The sequence below is a fragment of the Mucilaginibacter sp. UR6-1 genome (assembly GCF_020880975.1).
Lineage (GTDB): Bacteria > Bacteroidota > Bacteroidia > Sphingobacteriales > Sphingobacteriaceae > Mucilaginibacter.
This window is the reverse complement of record NZ_JAJIWP010000001.1, coordinates 1192275-1218082: the sequence shown is the minus strand read 5'-3', so window position 1 is coordinate 1218082 and position 25808 is coordinate 1192275. Positions and strand designations below refer to the sequence as shown.

Genomic DNA, 25808 nt, shown 5'->3' with positions numbered 1-25808 from the left:
AAAAATATGAGCGCCAGTTCACGCCGATCATTCCTTAAAACTACTGCTTTGTTAAGTGCCGCGGCAGGCATGCCTTCACTGCTTAAAGCTGATGGTTTAACGCAAACCGAAAAGCTGCCAACAGACCTAAATATATTGTTTCAGGGTGACTCCATAACCGATGGTAACCGCACCCGCGATAACGACTGGAACCACATTATGGGGCATGGTTATGCTTATTTGATATCCAGCCGTTTATGGTTTGATCACCCGGAGCGAAAGTTCCATTTTTTTAACCGTGGCGTGAGCGGCAACAAGGTGGTTGACCTGGCAAAACGCTGGCAAACCGATACGTTAGACATTAAGCCCGACGTGCTGAGCATACTGGTAGGCGTAAACGACGTGCTGGCCATGCTGCGCGGGCAGAAGGGCTTTACCGCCGATAATTACGAAACCGATTACCGCAGCCTGCTGAAACAAACCACCGAAGCCCTGCCCAGCGTAAAACTGGTAATAGGCGAACCCTTTGTGTTACCTGTAGGCAATGTGCAAAAAATGTGGGACCAATGGCATACCGAAACGAGCAAGCGCGCCGAAGTAGCCAAACAACTGGCCCGTGAGTTCAACGCCGTATTTGTGCCTTATCAGCAAGCGTTTAACAATGCCCTGAAAAAAGCCCCTGCCGATTACTGGATTTGGGATGGCGTACACCCCATGCCTGCCGGCCATGAACTTATGGCCAGGGAATGGTTGAAGGCGATTAAGGGGTTGGTATAATTTAATCTTAATATATACTCATACTATTTAATAAAGGTAAGTGAAAAAGAAAGAAATAAAGGAATATTTTAAAGCGATTAGTTTTGGTGATTTGCTAAAGGTATCATCATTGATAGAAGCCGACCGCGATTATATAAATGTTTGCAATTACTCACCCCCCAAAAAGGATGATGGGCAATCGGGATTGCAATTAGCCTTTAAAACTGGCAATTTCGCTATTGCCAAGTTGCTTATAAGAAACGGCGCAGATGTGAATTTTATTGAAATTTCGACAATAAACGAATGGCGTGCTCCTGTATTACACGATTGTATACGGGCAGTAATTTTTAATTCGTACACTTTGCAGAAAGATACCACCAAATTTGATGAGGCCTTATCGCTATTAAAATTGATGTTAGCACAACAAGCGAATCCAAATAGCTTTGATTCATACAGCAATAATTGTTTACATCGGGCAATTTTGGATAGTAGACAAATGATTGATCACCCTGCCACTGACTTGAAGAATGGAATGTTACTGGATCAATTAAGAAGTGTTTTCGATTCGCTTATAAGCGCTGGTGCCGATATTAATCAGGTGACAGATAATAGACCAAGCGCAATGAGCCTTGTTACTAATTTCAAGATGGAGAAATACGAACTGTTTTAATCTTCACATCGTTATTTCATTACACGATTATTAAATTAGCGATGTTTATTTCTCTTTGTTAATGGTTTTTAACTGTTAGCTCATTACGGAGTTTTCTAATCTCTGCAATCAGATATGGAACATCCTGTTTTGCATTCGCGATAAAATCGTAATCTGTTTGCGTTGCCCCGGTCAACTCAATATCGTTATCAGAGCCAGTCATTATGAAGTCTGAACCACTTTCATGATCCCTGCCTTCAATAAAAGATTTCCAAGGTCCGGCGCTGGCGTTTAAACATCTTGCTTCAATTTGATTTAATTCAAAATCTGTTATCATGTTATTGTACTTAAGTTCATTATACTAAGATAATAAGAATGATATTTATTCTTATACATTGTAAATCAAATGCTTTCAACAAAAAAAGCCCCCTGAACTTAATCAGAGAGCTTTTCCGGTGACCCCGCTGAGGCTCGAACTCAGGACCCACAGATTAAGAGTCTGTTGCTCTACCAACTGAGCTACGGAGTCGTTATAAATGTTTATAAGGGTGCCCGATTTTTTGGGCACCGCAAATAAACGATTTATTTCTTAAAATTTAAGGCAATGTTAAAAACCATCTGCCTTAATTTGCTTTTCGGTGACTTTGCCGTATTTCTCAGCTATCTTTTTTATATCGGCTGATTTGCCTACCAGTATAAATTGCAGCTTATCTTTCGGGAAGTATTTGGCAATGATCTCCTTTGAGCGGGCAAGGTCAAGTTTGTCAACATTGGCCTGAAAATCATTAATGTACGATTCGTTGAAGCCGTACCAAAACATCTGCGTCAGCAGGTCGGCCAATTGTCCGGATGTTTCATATTTCGGCGGAAACAGGCCCTTTACATAGTTCTTGGCTGAGGTGAGCGATTTTTCATCCAACCCTTTTTCGTGCAGGCGGTTCAATACTTCAAGTGCCTTATCAATAGCAGCCTCGGTAGTTTTGGTAGCCGTAAACGTTGAAATATAAAAGGTACCCGAATTTTTCAGCGGGTTAAAGCTGCTGCGCGCGCCGTAGGTTAAACCGGAGTTTACCCGCAGTTCATCATTCAGCATCGAGGTAAAGCGTGCGCCAAACAGGGTATTTACTACATCTATGGCCACATAGTCCGGGTTATCGCGCTTAATGCCGAGGCCGCCAATTAAAAAGGTGGTTTCGCGCGCGTCGTCTTTATTTACTAAAAGCACACGGGCCTCGGCATGGGCGGTAACCGTTGTTGGTACGCTAATCTGCGCTGCGCCTTTGTTACTCCACTTGCCAAAGTATCTGGTCAGCTTTTGCTTCATATCGCTTGCCTTAAAATCGCCCACTACCGCAATGGCCGAGCGTTGCGGAATGTAGTTGTTGCTGTAGAAAGATTTAAGATCGGCTGCGGTAAGCTTACCAACACTACCCGGACTACCGCTTGTGCTGTTGCTATACACATGCGCGCCGTAAATAAAGTTATCCCAGTAAGCGTTAATCACCTGGCGAGGGCTTTGCTTAGCCTGATCTAACCGGGCCAGTACGCGTTCCTTCTCCTTGTCAAATTCAGCAGCAGGGAAGGTTGGTGCGGTTAACACTTCGCTTACAATGGCCAAAACCTTGTCGGTATTTTTAGCGGCGAATTTGGCACTCAGTGAGGCATATTCCTTGGTAGCATAAGTGTTCAGATCGGCTCCAACAAAATCAAGTTCCTCTTCTATCTGGATTTTGGTAAAGCTTTTGGTGCCGTATTGCAAACCGGCAGCGCTAAGTGACGCCAGGCCGTGTTTATCGCCATCATAAATAGCACCCGCAGGTAATACTGCCGATACGCTGATCAAAGGTATCTCGTGCTGCTCCATCAGGTAAACGGTCAACCCGTTAGGCAGCGTAAATTTTTGGTATGGCGGCACCTTAAATACCGATTGCGCATTGGCGGTAATTGTTGCTGCCAGCAAAAGCAGCGCGCATATAGTATGTTTAAATATCGTTCTCATGAGGTTATTTTACGGTTGATTTGGCTACGCCGATGGTACGGTTGTTTTGTTTAAGATATTTGGCTGCCACACGTTTAATATCTGCGGCGGTAACCTTGTTAAATTCTGCAGGGGCATCAAACAGCTTTTTGTAATCGCCAAAAAATAGTTCGTATGTCCCCAGCGAATTAGCTTTACCGTTAATGGTTTCCAGTTGCCTGTAAAGCTGTACCAGCTTTTGGTTTTTTACCTTTTGCAGCTCACGCTCGGTAACGCCCTGGGTAATGATCTTGCCTATCTCCTCGTCAATAGCTTTTTCAACCGCTGTTTCGTTTGATGTTTTGGCAACCACGCCGTATATCATGAACAAGCCCGGGTCAAAACTCTCATCAAAGCTTGATGAAATGCTGGTAGCCAGTTGTTTTTTATCCACCACTGCCGAATATAGTCTGGATGAGTTACCGCTCGATAAAATATCGCTCAGTATGCTCAGGGCATAGTAATCACTGTCGCGGGCGGCAGGGGTATGGTAGCCCATCAGCAGGTAAGGTACCGGCAGGTCTTTCTTAAATTCAACGCGGCGCTCGCCAAGCTGTTCCGGTTCTTTCAGATGAACCACCGGCGGTGCAGGCTGTGCCGGGATGGGCGCCATATATTTATCGGCCAGCTTTTTTACATCGGCCGTTTTAACATTGCCGCATATTACTACAACGCAATTGTTGGGTGCATAATAGGTACGGAAATAGCGTTCCAAATCTTCCTTGGTCCAGTTGTCAATATCGGTTTGGTAGCCAATAACCGGCCAGTGGTACGAGTGCTCGGTAAAGGCGGTAGCATAAATCAGTTCGCTTAACTGTTCCCACGGACTATTTTCCAAGCCTGTGCTTTTTTCTGACGATACCACGCCACGTTCGCTTTGTACCATCTTAGGGTCGATAGTGAGGTTGGCAATGCGGTCGCTCTCCAGGTCAAACATCGTTTCCATGGCCGATGCCGGGAACCAGTCGGTATATACCGTAACGTTTTGCGTGGTGTAGGCGTTGTTGGCGCCGCCGTTAAACTCCATGGTATTATCAAACTGCTTGGGCCCGAATTTTTTTGAGCCGTTGAACATCATGTGTTCAAAAAAGTGAGAGAGGCCGGTAATGCCCGGGTACTCATTGCGCGAGCCTACGCGGTAAAACAGGTACATGTTGGCATTGGGTATGGAGTTGTCTTCCATCACCAAAAATTTCATGCCGTTGGCAAGGGTAAAGGTGTTCACATCGGCCGGTTTGCTTTGCGCAAAAGCAAACGAACTGATGGCCATCAGAACAGCGGGTAAAAATCTTTTCATGAAGTCGGTTAAAATAGTTGTGCAATATAAATGGTTGACGCTTAATTTTGTAGATGTGTTAACAAATACTCCGTAATTGCTGAGGATATCATTAAAATGAAAGGGCATTTGTCACGCGATTATAATAACTGTAGCTTGCACATGATAAACTCTTGCATAATCAATTAAAACAATGTTACCTTTGCTAACACTGTTAGGTTGTACATTATAACAACATGGGAATTTTAGAGCGCAGGCAGCGGCAGAAGGAAGAAGTGAAGCATGATATTATTTGTGCTGCATGGCAAATGGTTGAAAAGGATGGATGGAATGCTTTATCTATCCGTAAGATAGCCGATGCCATTGAGTACAGCGTGCCTGTTATCTACGACCATTTTGAGAATAAAGAAGCCATATATCTTGAATTTGCAAAAAAGGGTTTTCGCATCCTCTCCAAAAAAATGATCGAGGCGAAAGACGCGCACAGCGACCCCGCAGAGCAAATAAGGGCCATGGCCGATGCTTACTGGGACTTTGGCATCAACAACGTACAACTTTACCAGTTAATGTTTGGCATAGGCATGCAGTGTTGCGAAATAAGCAAGGCGATGCCCGAGCAGGAAAAATTCAGGGCGCTGGTGATGGAGCCGATAGAGGCGATCATCAAAAAAAGTAAACGCACTGATATCAACTCCTGCCTTAAGTACCACACATTCTGGTCAGTGATGCACGGTTTAATATCGATCAAGATCGTCGGCAATTCCTCCATTGACGATGAACTTAATAAACTTGTTTTAGATGATGCCATAGCAGGCTTCACAAAAAATTTGCTGTAGCGCGATCTAAAATTTTTTCACCGCGTTCCTAACACTGTTAGGAAATATAACAATGTTTAAACATTTATTTAACAGTACTTTAATAATTAGTATTCATACACGCTAAACATATAAATCATGAAAACGCTAAGCAGATCAATCCTTTCAATAAGGCAAAATGTGCCACTGTTCGTATCTATTGCGGCACTGGTATTATATAGCAGTTGCAGTTCATCAACACCGGGTGGGGGCGCGCCGCCACCGCAGGAGTTGCCGGTATATGCCGTATCAAGCAGGCCGGTTACCACCTATAACGATTATACCGCATCGCTTGAGGGTAGCCGCGATATTGAGATCCGTCCGCAGGTGGATGGCTACCTCGAAGCCATTTATGTTGACGAAGGCGCTATTGTAAAAAAAGGCCAGCCATTGTTCAAAATAGATGCACGCCCGTTCCGTGAGCAGTATAATACGGCCAATGCCATGCTGTTATCAGCACAAGCGGCTTTAGAAACCGCTTCGATAAACGTATCAAAATTAACACCGCTGGTTGAAAATAATGTAATATCTGATGTGCAGTTACGCTCAGCAAAGGCGGCTTATAACGCTGCGAAAGCCAACGTAGCACAAGCAAAAGCACAGGCGGAATCAGCTAAAATCAACCTTAATTATACTAACGTTACCGCGCCTGCAGATGGTTATGTAGGCAGCATTCCTTTTAAAACAGGTAGTTTGGTAGGTAAAAGTCAGGTTGATGCGCTTACTGTACTGTCAGAAAACAAGGCGGTACATGCTTACTTTACCATGAGCGAGGTTGATTTTATCAACTTTAAAGAACACTACGCAGGGAGCACCATTGAGGAAAAAATCAAGCATCTGCCAGCGGTAGAGCTGGTATTGGCCGACAATACTACTTATCCGCAAAAAGGTAAAGTAGAGTTAGCTAAGGGGCAGTTTGATAAAACAAACGGCACCATTAGCTTCAGGGCAACGTTTGCTAACAACAGCGGCCTGCTGCGTTCAGGCAACACCGGTAAAATACGTATACCAAGTGTAAGCACTAACTCATTGCTGGTACCGCAGGAAGCTACTTTTGAATTGCAGGACAAGGTGTTTGTTTACGCCCTTACCGATAGCAATAAAGTTGTAGGTGTGCCGCTTACAGTTACCGGTACAAGCAGCCATTTTTACCTGGTATCAAAAGGCATTAAAGCCGGCGACAAGATTGTTTACAAAGGTATTGACAGGTTGCGCGATGGGGTAATTATCAAGCCGCAGGTTATGCCGGCTGATAGTTTACTTAAAACGGCGTCGTTGTAAGCTAAACAGTTCATTCTAAATACATAATACCTTATTAACTGTATCTCCCGGCAATGCCGGGAGGTGCTTAATACCACTATCATGCTTAAAAAGTTTATAGAAAGGCCCGTCCTTTCAACAGTGATCTCCATACTTCTGCTCTTACTGGGGATCGTATCGCTGTTAGGTTTACCTATCACGCAGTTTCCTGACATCGCGCCACCAACGGTACAGGTAACCGCATCATATCCTGGTGCAAATGCCGAGGTGGTTGCCCGTTCGGTTGCCACGCCTATTGAGGAAGCCGTGAACGGTGTGGAGAACATGACCTACATGACCTCAAACTCCAGCAACGACGGATCTATGACCCTGAACGTTTACTTTAAACAGGGTACCGATCCGGATATTGCCGCCGTTAACGTACAAAACCGTGTATCAAAGGCCTTGAGCCAGATACCGCAGGAAGCTGTACAAACCGGTGTATCAACACAAAAGGTGCAAAACAGTATCATCATGTTTGTGGCCCTGGCCAGTAAGGATACATCGTACAACGAAACCTTTTTGCAGAATTACATCAAGATCAACCTGATACCTCAATTACAACGTATACCCGGTGTAGGCCAGGCCCAGCCATTCGGTACGCACGATTACTCGATGCGTATATGGTTAAAGCCTGATCGCTTAACATCATACAACCTGTCACCATCTGACGTGACCAGTGCTATACAGGATCAGAGTTTAGAAGCCGCTCCGGGCCGTATGGGCGAGAGCAGCAAGGAAGTGTTTGAGTACGTTTTAAAATATAAAGGCAAACTTAACAAGGTAAAGGATTACGAAAATATCGTGATCAAGGCCAACGCTGATGGTTCAACCATCCGCTTGCAGGATGTTGCCCGTGTTGAGTTCGGCTCATATACCTATTCATCAAACAGTGTGCTTAACGGCAGCGCTACATCAGGTGTGGCCATATTCCAAACCGCGGGCTCAAACGCTAACGATATCTTAACAGAAGCAAAACGTTTGCTGAATGAGTTTTCAACCACGTTGCCAAAAGGTATTGAGCCGGTGGTAATGTACAACACCAAAGAGTTTTTGGATGCCTCAATTGAGCAGGTACAACATACCCTGATCGAAGCATTCGTGCTGGTATTTATCGTTGTGTTTATCTTCTTACAGGATTTCCGCTCTACCTTGATCCCGGCTATTGCCGTTCCGGTAGCAATTATCGGTACCTTCTTTTTTATGGGGCTGTTTGGCTTCAGTATTAACCTGCTTACGCTATTCGCGCTGGTACTGGCTATCGGTATTGTGGTGGATGATGCCATTGTGGTGGTTGAGGCGGTTCACGCCAAGATGGAGCATACCGGGCAGGATGCCAGAACGGCTACAATTGAGTCCATGAGTGAAATATCAGGCGCTATCGTATCCATAACATTGGTAATGGCGGCGGTATTCGTGCCGGTAGGCTTTATGCAGGGCCCTGCCGGTGTTTTCTACCGTCAGTTCGCGTTTACCCTGGCTATCGCGATCCTTATATCGGCATTGAACGCCTTAACGCTTAGCCCGGCACTTACTGCCTTATTTCTTAAAAACCCACACGCCGAAGGCGAGCATGGCAATACCGAACGTAAAGGTTTTGTAGGGAGATTTTTTGCAGGTTTTAACACTGCGTTTAACGCCCTTACTAATAAATACATTAAGTCGATCAAGTTTTTGATCAACCGCAAATGGGTGGCTGTATCAGGTTTGGCATTGGTGGCCGCAGTTACTTTTGTCATGATCAAACGTACGCCATCAGGCTTTATCCCTACCGAGGATCAGGGTTTCCTGCTTTACGCGGTAAACACCCCTCCGGGTAACTCATTGGAGCAAACCCGTAAGGCGATGAAGGAGATTGACGATATCGTTAAGAAAGACCCGATTACCCAGAATCATTACCAGGTAGAAGGTTTGAACTTTATTACTAACGCCAACGCTTCGTCATACGGTGCAGGTTTCATCCGCATGAAGGCTGAGGACGATCGTGGTGAGGTGAAGGATCTGAACCAGATCACCGCCATGATGACCCAAAAGGTAGCCGCCCAGGTTAAAGGCGCAAGCGCGTTCTTCTTCACCTTTCCTACAGTACAGGGTTTTGGTAACGTAAACGGTTTTGAAATGATGTTGCAGGACAGAACCAACGGTACCATGGGTAAGCTCGACTCAACCACAAAGGCCTTCCTGGGTGCCTTGATGCAACGTAAGGAAATTGCCTACGCGTTTACTACGTTTGCCGCCGGTAACCCGCAATATCAACTGGATGTTGACAATGCCAAGGCCCGCCAGTTAGGTGTGCAGGTAAAAGATCTGCTGCAAACGCTGCAGGTGTACTATGGTAGCAGCTTTGTAAGCGACTTTAACCGCTTTGGTAAATATTACCGTGTAATGGTGCAGGCTGATGCTACATACCGTACCAACCCTGAATCGCTCAACAACATATTTGTAAAGAATAACCAGGGCGAAATGGTACCTGTTAACTCGGTAGTGAAACTTAAACGCGTTTACGGTCCTGAAACGGTAACACGTAACAACCTGTTTAACGCCGTTACCATTAACGGGGTGCCTAAACCGGGTTATAGTACTGGTGATGCCATTAAAGCGGTGGAAGAAACAGCCAAACAGGCATTGCCACGCGGCTTTGGTTACGAATGGACCGGTATGACCCGTGAGGAGATCAATGCCGGCTCGCAAATACTGCTCATCTTCGTTATGAGTATGATATTCGTGTACTTTTTGCTGGCCGCGCAGTATGAAAGTTATATCCTGCCGCTGGCGGTTATACTTACCATACCGCTGGGTATATTCGGTGTAATGCTGTTCATTAACCTGCTGGGTATTGATAACAATATTTACGTACAGGTGTGTTTGATCATGCTCATCGGTTTGTTAGCCAAAAATGCCATCCTGATTGTGGAGTACGCTGTACAACGCCGTAAGGCGGGTATGGGTTTGGTTGAGGCTGCTCTTGAAGCATCTCAATTAAGGCTTCGCCCGATCTTGATGACTTCGTTTGCGTTCATCGTAGGTTTGATACCACTGATGAGGGCCAAAGGCGCATCAGCCCTGGGTAACCACAGTATTGGCGCCGGCGCCGTAGGAGGGATGCTTACCGGTGTAGTACTGGGTGTATTTGTTATCCCGGTATTGTTCGTCATCTTCCAGGCCTTGCAGGAAAAACTGAGCGGCGGTAAAAAGAAAACCGAAGTAAAAGCTAACCAACAAGTACAACTTGAAAATGCCTGATCCATCATATATCATCATGAAAAAGAATAGTTTAATAATATATGCCGCATTGCTGATAGCGTTAACCCTGAACGCTTGTAAGGCAGGTAAAAACTACCAGCGGCCACAGGTGCAGCTACCCGATAATTTTGCCGGTGTAAGCTATGCCGATACCAGCAGCATTGCCAACATACAGTGGAAACAGTTTTTTACTGATACCACTTTACAAGGACTGATTGACAAGGGTATTAAATACAACTACAACCTGCAAATTGCGGTTAAACGTATTGATATTGCCCAGCAACAGGTTAAACAGGCCAAGCTATCGTTATTACCGCAGTTAAATTTGCAGGTAACGGGGCAATACAACCGCCCGTCAGACAATAGCTTGAACGGCCTTAGTGCCAGCAGCTTTTTAGGCAGCAAGCACATTGAGGATTATAATGCCAGTTTGCTACTGTCATGGGAGCTGGATACCTGGGGTAAAATCCGTCGTCAAAAAGAATCAGTAATGGCGCAATACCTGCAAACCTATGAGGCCACCAAGGCAGTACAAACCCAATTGGTTGCCGATATAGCGCAAGGATATTACAACCTGCTGATGTTGGACAGGCAGTTAACCATTGCCAAACAAAATCTGAGTCTTAGCGACAGTACGGTTAACTTAACTCGCCTGCTGAAAAATGCAGGCGAGGTTAACCTGCTGGCTGTTCAGCAAGCTGATGCGCAACGCCAAACTACGGCGCTGCTTATTCCGCAGCTTGAACAAAGCATCACTATACAGGAAAATGCCCTGCAAATACTGACAGGGCAGCTACCCGGTGCTATTGCCCGCAACAAAGGCATTGAAACCGCCGAACTGCCAACCTCATTAAACACCGGTTTACCTGCCGCCTTATTAAGCCGCAGACCTGATGTTCGCTCAAGCGAGATGGCTTTGGTATCATCAAACGCCCAGGTAGGGGTGGCGCAGGCTAACATGTACCCGTCGCTTACTATTACGGCACAAGGTGGTTTGCAATCATTTAAATCAAGCAACTGGTTTAATATCCCGGGTTCATTGTTCGGTTTGGCTACTGGTACGGTATTGCAGCCTATCTTCAGAAACCGCACCCTGAAAACACAATACGAGGTTGCCAAAATACAGCGCGAACAAGCGGTGCTGCAATTCAGGCAATCGGTATTGAACGCGGTAGGTGAGGTGAGCAACGCCCTGGTGCAAAATCAAAAACTGCAGCAGCAAAGGCAAATTGCTACCGGTCAGGTTGATACCTTAAACCAGGCGGTAAAAAACGCCCGCTTGTTGTTCAAGAGCGACATGGCCAATTATCTTGAGGTAATTACAGCGCAAACCAATTCGTTACAGGCGCAACTAAACCTTGCATCAATACAACGCCAGCAATTAGGCGCTGTTGTTGAGCTTTACCGCTCATTAGGCGGCGGCTGGCAATAAAAAAATAGTTTTAATAATTTGTGAGAGCCGGTTTGTACTTAATTGTGCAGACCGGTTTTTTTATACCTCAATGGCATCAGTATGTTTATGTTTATTGATAATGTGGTTGCGATGCGCAGTGCCCCATGTTAATGCCGAGTATGATTACAGCTACCTATTATGGCCGATCAATGTTTAATATGCAAAAGGCACCAGTACTAAACTGATGCCTTTTGTACTTACGCGAGCATCCTGTTATCGCTGCTGGGCTCTATCAGTTGCGTATAGTCAACTTCAAGTGCATCGGCTATTAAAAAAAGCCTGTCTAAACTGATCTTTGAATAACCAAGTTCAATTTTGCTGTAGGCATTTTGTGAGATGTTCACCTTCATGGCCACATAGTCCTGCGAATAATTGCGCGCTTCACGTAATCTCCTGATGTTGGCAGCTACCATTTTGGTTTTAGAATGCATATTTGATACGGCTAATAATTATTGGTAATTAAATTAACTACGAGATAAAATTGACTTCGGTTTTTTTTGTGCATAATTTGTATGCCTGCATAAGCATTTGTTATCCATAAAGCATTATCAAACCCGTGTTACGTTAAAAAAATTATCTTTGCTGATGGCAATGAACGATGACACGGAAACATATCCTACCCACTCAACAAATCCAAAAAGTATTTATACCCTTCAGTTCGGCCTGCTCTGTTTAAGCTCTTTACTGTTTTCGGCCAGCTTTAATATGCTGATACCGGAGTTGCCCGCATACCTCAGCAGTTTAGGTGGCGCGGAGTACAAAGGGCTTATCATCGCGTTATTTACGCTTACGGCAGGTATATCAAGGCCATTTAGTGGAAAATTTACCGATACCATTGGCCGTGTGCCTATTATGGCGGTAGGCTCAATGGTATGTTTTGTATGCGGGTTTCTGTATCCGTTGCTGATCAGTGTGAGCGGTTTTTTATTTTTAAGGTTGATACACGGCTTTTCAACCGGCTTTAAACCTACAGCTACGGCAGCTTACGTGGCTGATATTATTCCTCAAAACCGCTGGGGAGAGGCATTGGGCATACATGGTTTGTGTTTTAGTACAGGCATGGCCATTGGCCCGGCAATAGGGAGTGCCATAACGTTGTATTTTTCAATAAATGTACTGTTCTACTGTTCATCGGCACTGGCGCTAATGTCCATCATTATACTAATGAATATGAAAGAAACATTGCAGCCCAAACAGCGCTTTAGTTTTTCATTATTCCGCATATCAAAAAGTGATGTTATTGACAGGCACGTTATACCGGCAGGGGTGGTTACCTTAATATCATACATGCCATATGGCGCTATACTCACGCTGATACCTGATTGGTCAAAACATTTGGGTATCGCCAATAAAGGCTTGTTCTTTATGGTTTTCACCATTGCATCCCTGCTGATAAGATTTGTGGCAGGCAAGGTGTCTGACAGGCATGGCCGGGTCAACGTTATCCGCGCGGGTATAGCCATTATAGCCGTATCATTAATAGTAGCAGGCTTTGGTACTACGCCATTTGTGCTGATGGCGGGTGCTGTATTATTTGGCATAGGTTCGGGCATTGCATCACCGGCCATTAACGCCTGGACGGTTGACCTGAGCGACCCTCAATACCGGGGTAAGGCGGTAGCTACCATGTATATCTCGCTTGAGGCCGGTATAGGCTTAGGCGCACTGCTTGCCGGTACTTATTACCAGGATGTTATTGAGCGCATACCCATAAGCCTGTTTATTTGCGGTGGCATAGCGCTAACTGCCTTGTTGTATATGTTTGTATGGCAACGTACGCCACTGTATAAACCTCGCGCGTCAAACCTGTATTAATTTAATTATTACTCAAAACAATTCAGCTTTTAACGGTTTAAATTAAGCAAACATCAACCGTTAAAAATATGGGCATATTACAATCAAAAGTAGCTTTTATAACCGGTGCCGACTCGGGCATTGGCAGGGCCACAGCTATAGCATTCGCAAAAGAAGGTGCTTCAGTAGCTATTTGCTATCACTCTGACGAAGAAGGCGCTAAAGAAACTAAAATACGTATTGAAGAGCAAGGCGTAAAAGCCATGTCGTTCAAGCTGGATGTAACCGAGGAACACGAAGTAGACCAGGCTATCGATAATATTATAAGCGAACTTGGCGGCCTTGATATATTGGTAAACAACGCTGCCGTAAACGGATCGAACATTAAAGTGGCCGATATGGAAACCAAAACTTTTGATCTGTGCATCCGCACCAATGTTTATGGTCCGTTTTTTACCAGCCGTAAGTTTGTAAGGCATTTGGCCGAAAAAAACATAAAGGGTAAAATCATCAATATATCATCCATACACGAAGAGATAGCTACGCCGGGCAATGCGGATTATAATGCCTCGAAAGGTGCCCTGCGTAATTTTACCCGTTCGCTGGCGCTTGAACTGGCCGAAAGCGGCACTACGGTAAATAACATAGCACCAGGTATGATACTTACGCCGATGAACCAAAAAGCTATGGATGACCCTGAAAAGTTAAAGGAAGCTACCGCACATATACCGGCTAAACGCGCGGGCAAACCCGAGGAGATAGCACAGGTAGCTCTGTTCCTGGCTTCACCGGCGGCTAATTATGTTACCGGCTCTACCTATGCAATGGATGGCGGGTTAATGATCAACCTGGGGCAGGGGGCATAACCTAATAATTTTATAATTATATTGGCTGTATAATGGCCAATATAATTATTGAAACAGAGCGCCTTGTTTTGCGTGAACTAACCTTAAATGATGCCGGATTTATACTGGCCTTACTAAATACACCCGGATGGTTAACTAACGTTGGCGACCGTAACGTGCATACCATTGCCGACGCTGAAAAATATTTGCAGGGCCCTATAAAAAGCTATGCAGATTATGGCCTGGGTTTGTGGGCTGTTACATTAAAGGTAGGCGATAGCGCTATTGGCCTGTGTGGATTGATCAAACGCAATAATCTGGAAGATATTGATATAGGTTACGCTTTGTTTGAAGAGCATTCAGGCCGGGGCTATGCTTTTGAAGCAGCCGATGCTGTGGTAAAAAAGGGTTTTACTGATTTTGGCCTGAAGCGTATTGTGGCCATAACTATTCCGCAAAATGCGCGTTCACGGGCGTTGTTGGGTAAGCTAAACTTTACGTTGGAGAAGGAAATGTATATGGCTGGTGATAAACAATTATTACAGCTTTATAGCCTCAACAAGCAATAGCCTGACCCTGATGTATCCTCCGCAATAAAAAAATATTACTTTTGCTGCTACTGTATACATGAACGAACCTACATTTAACTATCATGACGAAGCTTTCGGGCTTGATGCGGCAACTGATTGTACCTTGCTGGTACAGTTGCATGGCAACGGGTTTAGCTACGCTATAACAGCAAACGATAAGTTGCTGGTTTGCGAAAGCAATCACCCGCTTCAGGAGCTTTCGGCACCCGAAGAACTGGCCGATATTTTTGAGGCCGATTATAAGCAATTGGTTGTTGGTTTGCCTGCAACAGGCTTTTCGCTGATTCCTGTACAGGTTTATGATGCCGCCAATGCTAACGGTTATGCCCGTTTGTTAAATGTACAACCAACCGAAAGCGTTTTTGTACAGCAGCTTGACAGCGAAAATTTTATAATATATAAAGCAGATACTAAACTGGCCGATCTGGCTAAAACACGTTTTGGTTTAGCGTATACCGTTTTTAATGCCAAAGGGTGGGTGAAAGCCATTGCCGCGAACCAGCCGGCTGATGATACTATTTATATTAACCTGCTGGATAACCGGATAGAACTACTGTATTTGCGGTACGATAAAATACGCTATTACAACAGCTTTGAATGTAATAGCGATAGTGATGCGGTTTACTTTGCCGCCCTTGCTGCCAAGGCGATTAATATGGAAACGGCCGATGTACGCTTATCAGTAAGTGGGGCGGTTGAGGCCGGTGATGAACTGATCAGTACAGCCGCACCATATTTTAAAGCGGTTGAGCTGAATAACATCAGCCTGGTACAATTACCGTTGGATATAGAGCAGCAGCAGGTATTATCGTTAGTAGCTTTATCATTATGCGCATTATAGGTGGCAAACTGCGTGGCTTACGTTTAAATCCGCCCAATAATTTGCCGGCGCGCCCAACTACCGATCTGGCTAAAGAGGCGCTGTTCAACATCCTGCAAAATCAAATCGAACTTGAAGATATAAAAGTACTTGATCTGTTTAGCGGTACGGGCAACCTGTCGCTTGAATTTTCATCAAGAGGAGCAAGTCAGGTAACAGCTATCGATCGTAATATAACCGGGTTAAACTATTTGAAAGATATGGCCAAAAAACATGGCCTCGAAAGCATCAAAACCTACCGGGCTGATGTTTTTAAATACCTGGATATGGAAACAGAGCAGTACGACATCGTCTTCGCTGATCCGCCGTATGATCTTAACCGTATACCCGAAATAGCTAAGGTAGTTTTTGAAAAGGATGTGCTGGTTGATGGTGGCTTGCTTATCATTGAGCATCAATCCATGCAAAACCTCAGCAATCACCCGGCTTTTGTTGAGCAGCGTAAATACGGCCACTCGTCGTTCTCATTCTTCAAAAAGTGAATCATCCCGGCCTAACAACGTTCTGATTTTTTGCCAGAAGGAATTGATGCCGATGTAAATATTCCCGTTTGATAGTTTAACAGGATAGGTGCGCACGTAATCGCCTTGCCCGGTGCTGCCACGGCCATTGTGGAGCGAGTAGGAGAAACGGTGAACGGGGCAAACCAGTTTACCTTCGTTACACCAACCACGGCTCAAGTCTTCACCCGCATGGGGGCATCTTGCCGAGAGCGCGTATATTTTACCTTCATAACCAACAACACAAATGCTTTTGCCTTCGGCCTTTATTTTTTTTATGAAGGTATCGGTGGGGTTTATATCGTCAACTTTAAACCACTTCATTGTTAAAAATCAACCTGCAGGTTCATCACTGCCGGGTTGCGTATAATTTCGTCCATATCGGTGATCAGGGTAACGCTGCGCCTGTCGGCAGAGAGTACGGCTTTAGGGTTGTTTACCTTTTTTACCGGTTTTGCAAAGTTGAGCACCACCTTGTAGGGCATATCAATAAGCATGGCTTTGGCCATTACCAGGGTTGATTGTGTTTTCTTTAAAAAAGCGTTGAACTTAATTTTGTCAACTATCCGGCGAAAGCGGGTAGGTGTTATCTCATAAGTATAATAATCCTGGCTGCCTATTAATGATTTTGAATCGCTTTCGGTATTACGGCCTTGTCCTTTGGTCAGCGCGCTCAACTGGCTGCTTTGCGATATTTTCGAAATATTTTTCAGGTAATACTCCAGGTCGGCAGTGTTTTTAGCATAGTGGCTAACCTTAACATTCATCAGGCTTTTTTGCAGGTCCATCTTAACAGCAAGGTCGCTGGTTTGGGCCAGTTTAATATCTTCGGCGGTCATGGTACGCTGAATGCTGTCGGGTATGGCACTATAAAAATTAAGCACGGTATCCTTTTTCATGGAAAATTGCGGTGTGGTACGCAACGAGTCGGTCATCAGGTTTTGTAATACCGATATAGCCCGGCTCATATCAAAACCGTAAATTACCCTGCACGATCCATCGGCGGCAAAGCTGTAACGCTCCTCAATATCAACACATGATGATAGCAAGAGCATGGTTATGAGGGTGATAGGCAGGTAGCGTTTTTTCATTAAGGTAAATTTAAAGTAAAATAACTAATAATCAATAAAATAAAAAAAGCCTGTAAAAATCACTTAGCCGCTAATGTGTATATTTGCCGATTATTACTATGGCACATCAAATTCCGGACGACGGCACATTGCTTCCATTAATGGAAGAGTTTTACACGATACAGGGCGAGGGATACAATACCGGTAAGGCCGCATACTTTATCCGCCTTGGCGGCTGCGATGTAGGTTGCCATTGGTGCGATGTAAAAGAGAGCTGGGATGCTGAACTGCATGCACTCACTGCCGCTGATACTATAGTTGAACATGCTTCGAAATTTCCGGCTAAAAATGTTGTGGTTACCGGCGGCGAGCCGTTGATATATAACCTTGATTACCTTACCAGCAGGTTACAGGCTAACGGCATCCGTACGTTTATTGAAACATCGGGCGCATATCCGCTATCGGGTAACTGGGACTGGATCTGCCTGTCGCCTAAAAAATTCAAGGCACCATCGCCTGATGTGGCTGTAATGGCTCATGAATTGAAGGTGATCATTTTTAACAAGTCCGACTTTGAATTTGCTGAGCAGCATGCCAAAAATGTATCACCGGGATGCAAACTGTTTTTACAGCCCGAATGGTCGCGCGCTAAGGAAATGACTCCGCTTATTGTAGATTATGTAATGAACAATCCTCAGTGGGAAATATCATTGCAAACGCATAAGTTTTTGAATATTCCCTGATTGTTGTAACTTGGTTTACGTAACATCGTAACCGGGTTTTATGCGATATGTATATATACTGTTCTTTTTATCGTTAATTACCTTTAATACTTTTGCCCAAAGCGGGCAATACACCAGTAACGATAAGCAGGCCATTAAGCATTTTGTTGCTGCCAACCATTTAATGGACGATCGCCTGTTTGATGAAGCCATAGCCGAACTTGGCAAAGCGGTTTCTGCTGATAATAAATTTATTGAAGCCCATATTCAGCTTGCCGATCTGTACCGCCGCAAACGTGATTACGCTGCCGCGATAGATCATTACCGTAAAGCCATAGCCATTAACCCTGATTTTAACCGTGCTGTATACCTGAAGTTGGGTGAGGTAGAGGTTACCGAGGCGCAGTATGAGCAGGCCAAACAGCATCTGCAAAAATACCTCACCTTTGCTAATATCACACTGCAAAATATGGCGTATGCCCAAAAGCTGATTGCCGATTGTGATTTTGCCATTGTGGCTGTTAAAAATCCGGTAGCATTTAAACCCCTTAATTTGGGCAAGGGCGTAAACTCTGCCGATGATGAATATATGCCGGTAGCTACTGCCGATGAAAGTACCTTGATTTTTACCCGGAAGATAAACAACAACGAAGATTTTTATAAAAGCGAGAAAAAGGATGATAAATGGCAGCCTGCCACTTACCTGAGCGATAATATCAATACCCCTAATTATAACGAGGGCGCGCAATCCATATCGCAGGATGGGCACTACTTGTTTTTTACAGGCTGTAACCGGCCGGATGGAAGAGGTAAGTGCGATATTTATATTGCACAGCGGCGTGGCAACGGCTGGGGGAAACCTGTAGGTATTAACCCGCCGGTAAATACGGGCGCATGGGAGTCGCAGCCATCCATTAGTGCCGATGGGCGTACACTTTATTTTGTGAGCAATAAGGCCGGAGGCATCGGGGGATATGATATCTGGAAAACTACACTAACGGATAAAGGGTGGACAGAGCCTGAAAATCTGGGGCCGGGCATCAATACGCCTTATGATGAACAATCGCCCTTTATACACCCCGATGATAACACGCTCTATTTTTGCTCAAACGGTTGGCCAGGCTTAGGCAATAAGGATCTGTTTGTGAGCAGGCTTGATGCCGCCGGTAAATGGCAAAAGCCCGAAAACCTGGGTTATCCTATCAATTCAAGCGGAGATGAGAATGGGCTTACCCTCACCGCGCACGGCGATTACGCGTTCTTTTCGTCAAACAAGCTGCAAGGCAGCGGCGGGTTTGATATTTACACCTTTGAGATGCCGCCAAAGGCACGGCCCAAACTGGTAACTTATGTAAAGGGCAAGGTGGTTGACGCTAAAACCAAACAACCTATTGAGGCTGATGTGGAGATTATTGAACTGGAGCGAAACCGTATTGTTTACCAGGATTACAGCGGCGAGGATGATGGCGGCTTTTTAGCTACGCTCACTTCGGGCAAAAACTATGGTTTAAACATATCTAAAACCGGATATCTGTTTTATTCAGAAAATTTTTCGTTGATTGGGCAGGTACCTAAATCGCCGTTTATTATTAATGTTGAATTGTCGCCCATTGAGGTAGGTAAAAAGGTAGTGTTGCGCAATATATTTTTTGATACGAATAAGTATGATCTTAAAACCGAATCAAAGGCTGAGTTAGCTAAGCTGATACAGTTTATGAATGATAATGCTGCCGTAAAGATTGAAATATCAGGCCATACTGATAACATGGGTAATGATGATCTGAATAAGGTACTTTCAGAAAACAGGGCGAAGGAAGTGTATAATTATCTGGTAGCTGCCAAAGTAGCCGCCTCCAGATTAATATATAAAGGTTTCGGAGAAACACAGCCCATCGCTGATAATAATACCGAAAGCGGCCGCCAGTTAAACCGGCGCACCGAATTCAAGATCATAGCGCAATAATGTATATTATAATGTATCATCCGCATCAGCGGCGTACAGGTCATCAATAGCCCGGGCGTATTTGTTTTCAATAACGCGGCGTTTGGCTTTCATAGTAGGCGTGATCTCGCCATCCTCCATGCTAAACGGCTTGCGTTTAACCTTGAAGCTTTTTATGCGTTCAAATTTTGCCAGTTCGTTTGAAAATTTGCGAACGTCCTCCGCTATCCATTTAATTATTTCGGCATCTTCAATAAAAGTTTTTTCCTGCTCAAAAAAACTTTCGGGCAAGCCAAATTTGGTTTGTAGGGCATCTTTTGATGGGATGATAATAGCCGTAATGTATTCGCGCCTGTCGCCAATTAAAAATACACCTTCAATACGCGGACTCTTCAGATAAGTATTTTCAACAGGTGTTGGATAAACATTTTTACCATAGGCGTTTACCAGCATGTTTTTCAACCGGTCGGTTATCTGGATATTGCCCTTAAAAAAACGACCGATATCGCCCGTATGGAACCAACCATCCTTATCTATCGCGGCTGCGGTATCTTCAGGTTTGTTCCAGTAGCCCTTCATTACGCAATGGCCCCGTACAATGATCTCACCTTCTTCTGATTCAAATTCTGGCTTAAAGTTTTCGTGCGTTTGTATGGTGTAAATTTTTTGTGTATCAATATTTTGTATAGCAACTTCAATACCCGGAATAACGCGCCCGGCGGTACCATAAACCTGCCTGTCCTGCTCGTTAACGCTCATTACCGGTGATGTTTCAGTAAGCCCGTAACCCTCCAGAACCTTAATGCCCAGATCGCCAAAAAACTCACCCACATTTTTGGGTAATGCACCGCCACCCGATATCATGAACTTTAAACGCCCGCCGGTTTTCTCCTTTATTTTGCTGAATACCAGCTTATCGGCAAGCTTGTTTTGAGTATTAAGTATCAACCCCGGCAATTTACCTGCCTCAATAGCGTAACGGTATTTGCGGCCTACCCTAAGTGCCCATAAAAATATCTTGGCCTTAAAACCACCTGCTTCGGTGCCGCTTTTCATGGCCTTGTCCTGTATGCGTTCAAGCAGGCGGGGCACACAGTTCATAATGGTGGGCTTTACTTCACCCATGTTTTTTGCCAACAGCTCAAGGCTTTGCGCAAACACTATTTTACAACCCGCCGCCAAACAAATATGGTAGGTAGCTGTGCGCTCAAATACATGCGATAGGGGCAGGAACGACAGGAATACATCTGTTTTTTCAACCACGGTGATCTGCATCAGGCTGGCCCATACGTTAGCGGTAAGGTTATAATGGGTAAGCATGGCGCCTTTGGGTGTACCCGTGGTGCCCGAGGTATATATAAGGCATGAAAGATCAGACGGAAGTATGGCCTCACGTGCGATCTTTATAGCTGATTCATATTGATTTAATAGTGACGTGCCTTCGGCAATAACCTGCTTAAACCCTATAATACCGGCATTTAACACACCTGATACATGTTTCTCAAAATCATCAAAAGCAGGAATAATGCGGATCAGGCCAGGGCAGTTGTTGGCTATCTTCTGTATCTTACGGAAGAGAAACGGGTTACCCACCAATATGGTACGCGCCTGCGAATCATTTAATATATACTCTACATCGGCCTCACTAAGGGTAGGGTAGATGGAAGTGTTAACAGCACCTATCTGTTGTAGAGCCTGATCGTAATAGATATAGTCCGGACCGTTCTCGATTATTAACGCAATATTGTCGCCTTTTTTTACACCTATATGCAGCAACCATGCCGATACGGCATTTATTTTTTCGAGCGCTTCCTGGTATGAAATGTCAATCCAATCGTTCTTTACCTTATGGCATAAAAACGGCTGGGTAACAGGATGTATGTTGTTAACAATATTATGTATCAGGCTTGGTACAGTAGCTAATTTGCTGTCAAAGTTCATTTAAGTTGACTAATTGGTTATCGTTATCACAAAGCTAATTTTATTTTTTTATAAAACAGCCGTTTAGAGGATAGCTTGGAGTGGGTCATAACCTAAAACGTTTTATTAAAAATTTGAACATAATTTTATGTGATATACATCATAAATATCAATATTATGCCTCAAGTTTTAACAATTTGTTATTTAATCAAAATGCTTAAGGTCGGTTTTTAAATAAAATTATAATCTATATATTAGTGAATAATTAAAATATTTAAAAAGTACTGTCAAGATTACAGTTTTTTAATATTTTGGATAATGTTTATAAAAAAAAATTAAAAATTGTTTTGGATATGTAACATTAATGTTAAATTGCCTCAACATTTTTAAAATAACTATTGTAAGCACGTAAATATGTACCAAAATTTTACCAAGTACATGAGTAGTAGCACAAACCTAAATGTTCGCAGCAATACTGCGGATCACCGCGCTTTTACGTGTGTTGCAATCGATTATTCCGCATTAAATTTCATCCAATATAAATCATGGTCTTCGGTACTGAAGGAGGTAGCTGTTGTGGCATTTACAAACGGCCTGTTTCTGATAGGTAGCATCACCGGCAGGCCGGTTAACAGCACTTAAAAAAAGATATGTATGTTTATTAATTAAGTATTAACCTTTAAACAAAAAAATAAAATATGAGATAAACAGTACTCCTCAAAAAAAAACAGGAATTATTTACATAACTCCTGCAAGAAACTAATTAACAAACGGCAATCGCAGTGGCAACTGTTATTGCCTCATAATCAAGTCACTTTAACCGAGTAAAATTATGAAATATTTTGAACATCCATCGGGTGTAAGGGATAAGTATTGGCTAAAAAAAGCCTCATTAATTTTTAAGTTCTCCATGTTAGCCGTGGCCGCAACCAACTTTAACAATACAGTTGTTGCAGCACCGGTATCAATAAAAGCAGTTGCTCCAGTAGCCGTAACCGGTAGGGTAGTTGACGAAAAAGGCGCTCCGCTTCCGGGTGTATCAGTAGCTGTAAAAGGCTCAACCGCAGGCACCGTTACTGATGCTTCAGGTAAATTCTCTATCAATGCACCCGATAACGGTACATTGGTATTCTCATTTATAGGTTATACAACTCAGGAAGTAGCTGTAGCTGGTAAAACAGTTATCAACGTAAGTTTGCAACCTGCGCAAAACGATCTTAAAGAGGTTGTTGTAACAGCGTTAGGTATCAGCAAAGAGCAAAAGAAACTGGGTTACGCTGTATCAACAGTTAATGGTGAACAACTTAATAAAGCTAAGGAAACAAACGTTGCCTTATCATTACAAGGCCGTGTGGCCGGTTTAAGTGTAGGTGCTTCAAACGGTGGTCCTGGTTCATCAGCACGTGTGTTATTACGTGGTTTAACCAGCTTTGGCGCAAGCAGCCCGCTATACGTTATAAACGGTGTGCCAATGGATAACACTCAGCGTGGTTCATCAGGCGAGTGGGGCGGTGCCGATTATGGTGATGGTATTTCAAATATCAACCCTGACGATATCGAAACAATGACGGTGCTTAAAGGTCAGTCAGCTTCGGCGCTGTATGGTTCACGTGCTGCCAATGGTGTAATTTTGATCACCACTAAAACCGGTAAAAAGAATTCTCCGTTTGGTATTGAGTTTAATACCAACGTTCAATTTGATCAGCCGGTTGATAATACTGATTTTCAACAAGTTTATGGTCAGGGTAGGATTGATGAATTTAATGTACCTCAAAAGCCAACTACGCTTGATCAGGCAAGAGCTTCAGGCAACCTTGCATGGGGGCCAAGAATGGATGGTTCAGATGTAATGCAAATCGACGGACAAATGCATAAATATTCTCCGGTGAATAATTACATCGATTTTTACCGTACTGCGCCAAGCTTTACCAATACTGCATCATTTACAGGCGGTGGTGAAACAGGTGCTTTCCGTTTGTCTCTATCTAATCTTCGTGCCAACTCAATGGTGCAAAATAGTTATCTGGACAGAAAAACGTTTAACTTTAATGGCAGCCAGCAGGTTACAAAGCAGTTAAGCATTAACGTAGTGGCCAACTATGTACTCGAGAAATCAAAAAACAGATCAGGCCTGAGCGATGGTCCGGGCAACCCTAATAACGTGCAATTTTTAGCCCCCAATCAGGATCAGGCTACTTTAGCACCGGGCACAACTGCAGATGGTAAAGAATTATCATTTACTGATGATCCATACGTTACTAACCCTTATTTCGCGGCAAATAACTTTATCAAAGATGTGAACAGAAATCGTTTCATATCTTCTCTATCTGCCAAATATGATCTAACAAAATGGATTTATGTACAAGGCCGTTTAGGTTACGATGATGCCAATGATGGTAGAGTAGACATAGAGCCTACAGGTACTGCTTACCGCAGTGATAATGGTGCAATGAACACCACAAACACACACATTACAGAGTTCAACGCTGATGTTTTGGCTAATGCAAAACACTATCTTGTTAAAGATCTGTTAGATTTAGACCTGACCATTGGTGGTAACATTCGTAAAAGCCAGTTAACAGGTAATTTTATTAATGGTAATAACGGATTTATTATCCCTTATTTTTATAGCTTAACTAACTTTAATTCAAGAAATTCTGGCCCACTGGTTGATCCTGCAAGCAAAAAGCAAGTTAACTCAGCTTATTATTCAGCAGATTTTTCATTAAAAAATTATTTAGTTTTAAGCACCACCGGTCGTTATGATTATTACAGCTCTATTAGTTCATCTGTAGGCCCGGGCATATTTTCGCCTTCTGTTTCAGGTAGCTTTATCTTCTCAGAGTTATATCCGATGAATGGTGTTGACCTGGGTAAAGTAAGGTTATCATTTGCACAAACCAGTGGTGACCCTAATGCTTATGCCAATACAGTGTACTACAACCTTAACAATTCAGTTAATGGTACACCAACAGCCGGATATGGTAGTTTACAACCAAATTTGTTTTTAAAACCGTTTACTTTAAAAGAGCTTGAAGCTGGTGTGGAAATGAAATTCTGGGGAGACAGGTTTGGTTTTGATGTTACTTATTTTTCTCGTAAAACAAATGATGAGATCATTACAGGTAACTTAGATTGGTCTGCAGGTTATTCTAACCGTTACATTGGTACAGGCTCTACTCAAAACAGAGGCTTAGAGGTTGAAATTCATGGTACTCCTGTCAGAAAATCTGATTTCAGTTGGACTCCGTCATTTAATTTCACTTATGTTAAAAATAAGATCCTGAAAACAGATGATTTAGGTGGTAACGTCAACTTTGGCAGGTTCCGCCCATCAGCGAATTCAGGTTTTGCCATTACAGCACTTGTTGAAGGTTTACCAGGCCCACAAATTTTAGCTACCGATTACAAGCGCGATGCTTCGGGTAATATTGTATACAGTGATTCAGGTTTACCACAAGCAGGTAATTTGATAGCAATGGGTTCAACCATACCTAAGATATATGGTGGCTTCAATAACAACATCAATTACAAAAAGTTCAATTTAGGCTTCCTTGTTGATTACCGTTTTGGTAACAAAGTATTATCAGCTACCGAAACTTACAGTATTTCAAGGGGTTTAAATAAATTAACGCTTGAAGGCCGTGAAACAGGTATTGTTGGTAACGGTGTTACTGAATCCGGCGCAACAAATACAGTGAATGTACCGGCTCAAAGTTATTATCAGGCACTGGCTAATCAGGTAGGTACATTCTCAGTACTTGATGGTAGCTTTATTAAATTACGCCAGGTAACTTTAGGTTATACGTTTAATGCTGATTTCTTGAAAGGTTCACCATTCAGCAGCATAAATGTGTCTGCAGTAGCACGTAACCTTTGGACAATCATGAAAAAAACAGATAACATTGATCCGGAATCTGGATTTTCATCAGACCCAAGATATTCAGGTATTGAAGGTAGCAGTTTGCCTTTCGCCAGAACTTATGGTTTAAATGTGAACTTTAAATTTAAAAACTAAA

General features: G+C 43.5%; 22 protein-coding genes and 1 tRNA gene. 15 read left to right on the top strand and 8 right to left on the bottom strand.

All coding sequences use genetic code 11. The annotated features are described in order from the left end of the window. Positions 1-6: 6 nt before the first annotated feature. Positions 7-756 carry a GDSL-type esterase/lipase family protein gene (locus LJ707_RS05155; protein ID WP_228949727.1) on the top strand — a complete coding sequence of 250 codons (750 nt, stop codon included), beginning with the start codon at positions 7-9 and terminating at the stop codon, positions 754-756. 40 nt (positions 757-796) lie between these two features. Continuing rightward, on the top strand, positions 797-1405 hold the full coding sequence (locus LJ707_RS05150; protein ID WP_228949726.1) for an ankyrin repeat domain-containing protein: 609 nt from the start codon (positions 797-799) through the stop codon (positions 1403-1405). A gap of 58 nt (positions 1406-1463) precedes the next feature. Here LJ707_RS05150 and LJ707_RS05145 read toward each other — a convergent pair whose 3' ends face one another. The 4 genes from LJ707_RS05145 to LJ707_RS05130 all read right to left on the bottom strand — a co-directional run bounded on the left by LJ707_RS05145 (position 1464) and on the right by LJ707_RS05130 (position 4698). Further along, positions 1464-1721: a hypothetical protein gene (locus LJ707_RS05145; RefSeq protein WP_228949725.1), complete on the bottom strand. Its 258-nt coding sequence runs from the start codon at positions 1719-1721 to the stop codon at positions 1464-1466. A gap of 119 nt (positions 1722-1840) precedes the next feature. Continuing rightward, positions 1841-1913: transfer RNA gene (locus LJ707_RS05140), tRNA-Lys, on the bottom strand. A gap of 78 nt (positions 1914-1991) precedes the next feature. Beyond that, a complete protein-coding gene (locus LJ707_RS05135) occupies positions 1992-3383 on the bottom strand; it encodes a pitrilysin family protein (RefSeq protein WP_228949724.1) in 1392 nt (463 codons plus the stop codon). Between the two features lie 4 nt (positions 3384-3387). Then, positions 3388-4698: a pitrilysin family protein gene (locus LJ707_RS05130; protein WP_228949723.1), complete on the bottom strand. Its 1311-nt coding sequence runs from the start codon at positions 4696-4698 to the stop codon at positions 3388-3390. Positions 4699-4913: 215 nt separating this feature from the next. On the opposite strand from LJ707_RS05130, the gene LJ707_RS05125 reads away from it, so the two are divergent. The 4 genes from LJ707_RS05125 (at position 4914) to LJ707_RS05110 (ending at position 11505) form a co-directional block, all read left to right on the top strand. Then, entirely contained in the window at positions 4914-5513 is a 600-nt protein-coding gene (locus LJ707_RS05125; protein ID WP_228949722.1) for a TetR/AcrR family transcriptional regulator, read from the top strand. A 117-nt stretch (positions 5514-5630) separates the two neighbouring features. After that, entirely contained in the window at positions 5631-6812 is a 1182-nt protein-coding gene (locus LJ707_RS05120) for an efflux RND transporter periplasmic adaptor subunit (RefSeq protein ID WP_228949721.1), read from the top strand. Between the two features lie 81 nt (positions 6813-6893). Continuing rightward, positions 6894-10073, top strand: coding sequence for an efflux RND transporter permease subunit (locus LJ707_RS05115; RefSeq protein ID WP_228949720.1), 3180 nt, complete (start codon positions 6894-6896; stop codon positions 10071-10073). A gap of 16 nt (positions 10074-10089) precedes the next feature. Beyond that, positions 10090-11505: an efflux transporter outer membrane subunit gene (locus LJ707_RS05110; protein ID WP_228949719.1), complete on the top strand. Its 1416-nt coding sequence runs from the start codon at positions 10090-10092 to the stop codon at positions 11503-11505. 218 nt (positions 11506-11723) lie between these two features. On the opposite strand, the gene LJ707_RS05105 is transcribed toward LJ707_RS05110, so the two are convergent. Next, the gene (locus tag LJ707_RS05105; protein ID WP_228949718.1) at positions 11724-11957 is read right to left on the bottom strand and encodes a helix-turn-helix domain-containing protein; all 234 of its coding nucleotides are present in this window, start codon (positions 11955-11957) and stop codon (positions 11724-11726) included. Positions 11958-12117: 160 nt separating this feature from the next. On the opposite strand from LJ707_RS05105, the gene LJ707_RS05100 reads away from it, so the two are divergent. The 5 genes from LJ707_RS05100 to rsmD all read left to right on the top strand — a co-directional run bounded on the left by LJ707_RS05100 (position 12118) and on the right by rsmD (position 16117). Beyond that, complete coding sequence (locus LJ707_RS05100) at positions 12118-13341, top strand: MFS transporter (RefSeq protein WP_228949717.1); 1224 nt, start codon at positions 12118-12120, stop codon at positions 13339-13341. A 68-nt stretch (positions 13342-13409) separates the two neighbouring features. Continuing rightward, positions 13410-14186: an SDR family NAD(P)-dependent oxidoreductase gene (locus LJ707_RS05095; protein ID WP_228949716.1), complete on the top strand. Its 777-nt coding sequence runs from the start codon at positions 13410-13412 to the stop codon at positions 14184-14186. 32 nt (positions 14187-14218) lie between these two features. Then, positions 14219-14734: a GNAT family N-acetyltransferase gene (locus LJ707_RS05090; RefSeq protein WP_228949715.1), complete on the top strand. Its 516-nt coding sequence runs from the start codon at positions 14219-14221 to the stop codon at positions 14732-14734. 58 nt (positions 14735-14792) lie between these two features. Further along, positions 14793-15596 (top strand): DUF3822 family protein, encoded by an 804-nt coding sequence (locus tag LJ707_RS05085; RefSeq protein ID WP_228949714.1) that lies wholly within the window; start codon positions 14793-14795, stop codon positions 15594-15596. Next, positions 15584-16117, top strand: coding sequence for a 16S rRNA (guanine(966)-N(2))-methyltransferase RsmD (gene rsmD / locus LJ707_RS05080; RefSeq protein ID WP_228949713.1), 534 nt, complete (start codon positions 15584-15586; stop codon positions 16115-16117). The genes LJ707_RS05085 and rsmD overlap by 13 nt, the downstream gene beginning before the upstream one ends. Here rsmD and LJ707_RS05075 read toward each other — a convergent pair. Both LJ707_RS05075 and LJ707_RS05070 read right to left on the bottom strand, forming a co-directional pair. Beyond that, positions 16100-16459: a Rieske 2Fe-2S domain-containing protein gene (locus LJ707_RS05075; RefSeq protein WP_228949712.1), complete on the bottom strand. Its 360-nt coding sequence runs from the start codon at positions 16457-16459 to the stop codon at positions 16100-16102. The genes rsmD and LJ707_RS05075 overlap by 18 nt on opposite strands. A gap of 2 nt (positions 16460-16461) precedes the next feature. After that, on the bottom strand, positions 16462-17226 hold the full coding sequence (locus tag LJ707_RS05070; RefSeq protein WP_228949711.1) for a hypothetical protein: 765 nt from the start codon (positions 17224-17226) through the stop codon (positions 16462-16464). Positions 17227-17324: 98 nt separating this feature from the next. Here LJ707_RS05070 and LJ707_RS05065 point away from each other — a divergent pair, with 98 nt between their 5' ends. Together LJ707_RS05065 and LJ707_RS05060 are read left to right on the top strand one after the other, a co-directional pair. Next, positions 17325-17948 (top strand): 7-carboxy-7-deazaguanine synthase QueE, encoded by a 624-nt coding sequence (locus LJ707_RS05065; protein WP_228949710.1) that lies wholly within the window; start codon positions 17325-17327, stop codon positions 17946-17948. A 40-nt stretch (positions 17949-17988) separates the two neighbouring features. Continuing rightward, a complete protein-coding gene (locus tag LJ707_RS05060; RefSeq protein WP_228949709.1) occupies positions 17989-19890 on the top strand; it encodes an OmpA family protein in 1902 nt (633 codons plus the stop codon). Between the two features lie 6 nt (positions 19891-19896). Here LJ707_RS05060 and LJ707_RS05055 read toward each other — a convergent pair whose 3' ends face one another. Continuing rightward, entirely contained in the window at positions 19897-21810 is a 1914-nt protein-coding gene (locus tag LJ707_RS05055) for a long-chain fatty acid--CoA ligase (protein WP_228949708.1), read from the bottom strand. Between the two features lie 417 nt (positions 21811-22227). Here LJ707_RS05055 and LJ707_RS05050 point away from each other — a divergent pair, with 417 nt between their 5' ends. Beyond that, entirely contained in the window at positions 22228-22431 is a 204-nt protein-coding gene (locus LJ707_RS05050) for a hypothetical protein (RefSeq protein WP_228949707.1), read from the top strand. 190 nt (positions 22432-22621) lie between these two features. After that, on the top strand, positions 22622-25807 hold the full coding sequence (locus LJ707_RS05045; protein ID WP_228949706.1) for a SusC/RagA family TonB-linked outer membrane protein: 3186 nt from the start codon (positions 22622-22624) through the stop codon (positions 25805-25807). Position 25808: the final 1 nt, after the last annotated feature.